The 4,810-nt window shown below is 70.2% G+C and carries 6 protein-coding genes and 1 pseudogene; 4 read left to right on the top strand and 3 right to left on the bottom strand.

What is annotated here, in order from left to right; genetic code table 11:
* A pseudogene (locus A5714_RS26245) lies at positions 1-124 on the bottom strand (DUF3027 domain-containing protein); the annotation flags it as partial.
* Positions 125-254: 130 nt separating this feature from the next.
* On the opposite strand from A5714_RS26245, the gene A5714_RS19930 reads away from it, so the two are divergent.
* Together A5714_RS19930 and A5714_RS19925 are read left to right on the top strand one after the other, a co-directional pair.
* Entirely contained in the window at positions 255-1,907 is a 1,653-nt protein-coding gene (locus A5714_RS19930) for an MFS transporter (RefSeq protein ID WP_197513820.1), read from the top strand.
* On the top strand, positions 1,904-2,392 hold the full coding sequence (locus A5714_RS19925) for a DUF2771 domain-containing protein (RefSeq protein ID WP_068288103.1): 489 nt from the start codon (positions 1,904-1,906) through the stop codon (positions 2,390-2,392). The genes A5714_RS19930 and A5714_RS19925 overlap by 4 nt, the downstream gene beginning before the upstream one ends.
* A gap of 9 nt (positions 2,393-2,401) precedes the next feature.
* Here A5714_RS19925 and A5714_RS19920 read toward each other — a convergent pair whose 3' ends face one another.
* Together A5714_RS19920 and A5714_RS19915 are read right to left on the bottom strand one after the other, a co-directional pair.
* Positions 2,402-3,406, bottom strand: coding sequence for a glutathione S-transferase family protein (locus tag A5714_RS19920; protein WP_068065085.1), 1,005 nt, complete (start codon positions 3,404-3,406; stop codon positions 2,402-2,404).
* A gap of 31 nt (positions 3,407-3,437) precedes the next feature.
* Positions 3,438-3,845 carry a cold-shock protein gene (locus A5714_RS19915; protein WP_068288099.1) on the bottom strand — a complete coding sequence of 136 codons (408 nt, stop codon included), beginning with the start codon at positions 3,843-3,845 and terminating at the stop codon, positions 3,438-3,440.
* Positions 3,846-4,008: 163 nt separating this feature from the next.
* On the opposite strand from A5714_RS19915, the gene A5714_RS19910 reads away from it, so the two are divergent.
* Complete coding sequence (locus tag A5714_RS19910) at positions 4,009-4,410, top strand: YccF domain-containing protein (RefSeq protein ID WP_068288096.1); 402 nt, start codon at positions 4,009-4,011, stop codon at positions 4,408-4,410.
* The coding region (locus A5714_RS19905; protein ID WP_156747408.1) for a radical SAM protein at positions 4,407-4,810 on the top strand (404 nt) is incomplete at its 3' end. The genes A5714_RS19910 and A5714_RS19905, both read left to right, overlap by 4 nt.

Below are 4,810 nucleotides of genomic sequence, written 5' to 3'. Positions count from 1 at the left end.
CGCCGCCGCTGTACTCCTCGATGGCGGCCCGGGCCTGTTCTGCCGCACCCCTGAGCACCGCGGCCAACCCCTCGGGCCACTCGGCCACGGTCGCCACGGCGGATTCCTCGTCGGGTCCGGTCACGCTCTCCCCTTCCTGCAGTGCGGTTCCAATACTAGGTTGGCGTGCCACACCCGGTTGCCTGCAGACGCCAGGAGCCCGCATGGGGGAGAATCGGGGCGTGTCTGGACGGCGGCAACACGATCCCGGCCGGGTGGCCTCCAACCCGGGCCGCCGGTCCCCCGACGGGGCCGCCAACCGTCATCCGGGAACGGCCAATTACCCCGCCGACGAGGACGCCCACCGGCGGCCGCGGCGGTCCGCTCCGACGCCGAGCGCCAACCGCTACCTGCCGCCGCTCGGGCAGCAGCCGGCGCCTGAGCGCGGCAGCGCGCCCCCGCGGGAAGCGGCCGCGAGCGAACGGATCACGGTCACCCGGGCGGCGGCGCAGCGCAGCCGCGAAATGGGTTCGCGGATGTACTGGATGGTGCAGCGGGCCGCGACCGCCGACGGCGCCGACAAATCCGGGCTCACCGCGCTCACCTGGCCGGTGGTGGCGAACTTCGCGGTCGACGCCGCCATGGCCGTCGCGCTGGCCAACACGTTGTTCTTCGCCGCGGCGACCGGCGAAAGCAAGGGCCGGGTCGCCCTGTACCTGCTGATCACCATCGCCCCGTTCGCGGTGATCGCCCCCCTGATCGGTCCGGCGCTGGACCGGCTGCAGCACGGGCGCCGGGTGGCGCTCGCCGCGTCGTTCGCGCTGCGCACCGCCCTGGCGCTGGTGCTGATCCTCAACTACGACGGCGCCAGCGGCAGCTACCCGTCGATGGTGCTGTACCCCTGCGCGCTGGCGATGATGGTGCTCTCTAAGTCGTTCAGCGTGCTGCGCAGCGCGGTGACGCCCCGGGTGATGCCACCGACCATCGACCTGGTCCGGGTCAACGCCCGGCTGACCATGTTCGGCCTGCTCGGCGGCACCATCGCGGGCGGGGCCATCGCGGGCGGGGTGGAATTCGCCGGCACCCACCTGTTCAAGCTGCCGGGCGCGCTGTTCGTCGTGGTCGCGGTGACGGTGGCCGGCGCCCTGCTGTCCATGCGGATCCCGCGGTGGGTCGAGGTGACCGCCGGTGAGGTGCCGGCCACCCTGAGCTACCGCCAGGACGACGAGCCGCGCCGCAGCGGGTGGCAGGAGGTCAAGAAGGTCAGCGGCACGCTGCGACAACCGTTGGGCCGCAACATCATCACCTCACTGTGGGGTAACTGCACCATCAAGGTCATGGTCGGCTTTCTGTTCCTGTATCCGGCGTTCGTCGCCAAGGCGCACCAGTCCAGCGGCTGGGCCCAGGTCGCGATGCTCGGCATGATCGGCGCCGCGGCCGGCATCGGCAACTTCGCCGGCAACTTCACCAGCGCGCGCCTCAAGCTGGGCCGCCCGGCCGCACTGGTGGTGCGCTGCACGGTGGCCGTCAGTGCCGTCGCGCTGGCGGCGTCGGTCGCCGGTAATCTCACGGTGGCCGTGATCGCCACGCTCGTCACCTCCGGCTCCAGCGCGATCGCCAAGGCCTCGCTGGACGCCTCGTTGCAGAACGACCTGCCCGAGGAGTCGCGGGCGTCGGGGTTCGGGCGCTCGGAGTCGACCTTGCAGTTGGCCTGGGTGTTGGGTGGCGCGCTGGGTGTGATGGTCTACACGGAACTGTGGGTCGGGTTCACCGCGGTCACCGCGTTGCTGATTCTCGGCCTGGCGCAGACGCTGGTCAGCTTTCGCGGCAACTCGCTGATCCCGGGACTGGGAGGTAACAGGCCGGTGATGGTCGAGCAGGAGGGTGTGCGCCGCGGCGCCAAAGGCGCGGCGGCGGTTGCCGAGTGAGGCGCGGCCTGGCCGTGCTGCTCGCCGGCCTGTTGATCCTGTCGTGCGTCGCCGCCGGCGTGGGCACCTGGCTGCTGGTGCGCGACCGTGGTCCGGATCGCCCTGAGATCAGCGCGTATTCGCACGGGCACCTGACCCGGGTGGGGCCCTACCTCTATTGCAACGTGCTCAACCTCGACGACTGCCAGACGCCGCAGGCGCAGGGCGAGCTGAGGGTCACCGAGCGGTATCCGGTGCAGCTGTCGGTGCCCGACGCGATCTACCGGGCGCCGTGGCGGCTGCTGCAGGTGTACGAGGATCCCGCCAACACCACCAGCACGATCTTCCGGCCGAACACCCGGTTCGCGGTGACCATCCCCTCGGTGGATCCGCACCGCGGCCGGCTGACGGGCATCGTCGTGCAGTTGCTGACGCTGGTGGTGGACCCCGCCGGCGAGCTGCGCGAGGCCCCGCACGCGGAATGGTCGGTGCGGGTTAGCTTCTGACGGCCCGGCTCAGGCGCCGTGGCCGGGCTCGACCCGCTCCCCCGGCACCGGTGGGCCGGGCGGCGTGCCGTCACCGAAAGGCCTGCCGCCCAACGCCTCTCGTCCGTGTTCGGTCAACCAGCCGCCCAGCTCCGGGCCCTTCGGGACGATGCCGGTCGGGTTGATGTCGGCATGCACGATGTAGTAGTGCTGCTTGATCTGGACGAAGTCGACGGTGTCGCCGAAGCCCGGCGTCTGGAACAGGTCGCGCGCGTACGCCCACAGCACCGGCATCTCGGTCAATGTGGTTCTGTTGCACTTGAAGTGGCCGTGATACACCGGGTCGAAGCGCACCAGCGTGGTGAACAGCCGCACGTCGGCCTCGGTAATGGTGTCGCCCACCAGGTAGCGCTGGCCGGCGAGGCGCTCGCTCACCCAGTCCAGCGCCGTGAACAGACGGTCGTAGGCCGCCTCGTAGGCGTCCTGCGACCCGGCGAAGCCGCAGCGGTACACGCCGTTGTTGATCTCGGTGTAGACCCGCTGGTTCACCTCGTCAATCTCGGCGCGCAGCGGTTCGGGATATAGCGCGGGCGCGCCGTCGCGGTGATACCGGCTCCACTCGGTGGACAGGTCGATGGTCAGCTGCGCGAAGTCGTTGGTCGCCACCGCCCCGCTCGGCACGTCGACGAGCGCCGGAACGGTGATGCCCTTGGCGTAGTCGGGAAAACGCTTGAAGTAGGCGTCCTGCAGCCGCGGAATCTGCAGAACCGGGTCGACACCGCCCGGATCGAGGTCGAACGTCCAACTCCGCTCGTCGTGGGTGGGTCCGCAAAACCCAATGGAGAGAACGTCTTCCAGGCCGAGCAGCCGACGGACGATGATGGCGCGGTTGGCCCACGGGCACGCGCGGGCGACGATCAGCCGGTACCGGCCGGGCTCGACCGGGTACCCGTCGCGCCCGTCGGCGGTGACGCGGCTGGCGATGTAGTTGGTGTCGCGGGTGAACTCACCCGTCCCGGCTACGTAGGCGGCCATGGGCACGATTGTGCCCCACCGCCGCGCCGGGCTAGGCGTCCAGCTCCCGGGCGACCGCCCGCACCACCTCGGAAACCCGGCGCGCCGTCTTGCGGTCGGGGTAGCGCCCCTTGCGCAGCTCGGGCTGCACGGTGCTCTCCAACAGGGTGATCATGTCCTCGACCATGCCGTGCAGCTCGTCGGGGCTGTGCTTGTGCTCGGCGGGAGCCTCGCGCCGCGTCCTGGTCAGGCTGGGCGGCGGTTCAATCAGCTTGAGGCTCAACGCCTGCGGCCCGCGTCGCCCGGAAGCGATGCCGAATTCCACGCGCTGGCCCGCCTTGAGCCCCTCGACGCCGGCCGGCAACGCCGAAGAACGGACGTAGACGTCTTCGCCGTCCTCTTGCGACAGGAAGCCAAACCCCTTGTCGGCGTCGTACCACTTAACCTTGCCGGTCGGCACTGGTCTCACCTGCTTGTCTGACGGATCACTAGAATGGGCAACACAATAAGCGTCCCGCCTGCGCAGGACGCCGTGATGAAGTTTGATCCTACTCGGCGGCTCGCTCCAGGAGCACCCCCGTGGTGCGTCACTCGGTAGGCTGGGCAGTACCCGTGGAGGTGAGATGCGCCTGATCCTGAACATCATCTGGCTGGTATTCGGCGGCCTCTGGATGGCGCTCGGATACCTGGTCGCGGCGCTGATCAGTTTCTTGCTGATCGTCACCATCCCGTTCGGCTTCGCGTCGCTGCGCATCGCCGCCTACGCCCTGTGGCCGTTCGGGCGCACGATCGTGGACAAGCCGACCGCGGGCGCCGGCACCCTGATCGGCAACGTCGTCTGGGTGGTGCTGTTCGGGGCGTGGCTGGCGATCGGCCATCTGCTCAGTGCGGCCGCGATGGCGGTGACCATCGTCGGGATTACGTTGGCGCTGGCCAACCTGAAACTGATCCCGGTGTCGTTGATGCCGTTGGGCAAACAGATCGTCGCCGTCGACCCGCCCCACTACGCGTCGGTGGCCGCATGACGCTGACGACGCTGGGCGTCCCCGTGGTGCCGAGCCGCCTCGACGGCTCGCCGGGCCCGGGCGCGGCGCCGGCGAGCGGGCCGCTGCTGGACAGCTACGGGCGGGTCGCCACCGACCTGCGCATCTCGCTCACCGACCGCTGCAATCTGCGGTGCAGCTACTGCATGCCGGCCGAAGGGCTGGACTGGTTGCCCGGCGAGCACCTGCTCCGCTCCGACGAGCTGGCCCGGCTCATCACGATCGCGGTGACCCGCCTGGGCGTCACCGGTGTGCGGTTCACCGGTGGCGAGCCGTTGCTGGCCCGCCATCTCGAGACGGTGGTGGCGGCGGCGGCCGCACTGCGGCCGCGCCCGGAGATCTCGTTGACCACCAACGGCGTGGGCTTGGCGCGTCGGGCGGC

This window comes from Mycobacterium sp. E2462 (assembly GCF_001672685.1).
Taxonomy (GTDB): Bacteria; Actinomycetota; Actinomycetes; order Mycobacteriales; family Mycobacteriaceae; genus Mycobacterium.
Note: the sequence above shows the minus strand (reverse complement) of the source record. Positions and strands in the feature narration are given on the sequence as shown.

Excerpts from the sequence above, each read along its gene's own strand:
- A5714_RS19920 (WP_068065085.1), bottom strand. The coding sequence starts at position 3,406 with ATGGCCGCCTACGTAGCCGGGACGGGTGAGTTCACCCGCGACACCAAC.
- A5714_RS19910 (WP_068288096.1), top strand. The coding sequence starts at position 4,009 with ATGCGCCTGATCCTGAACATCATCTGGCTGGTATTCGGCGGCCTCTGG.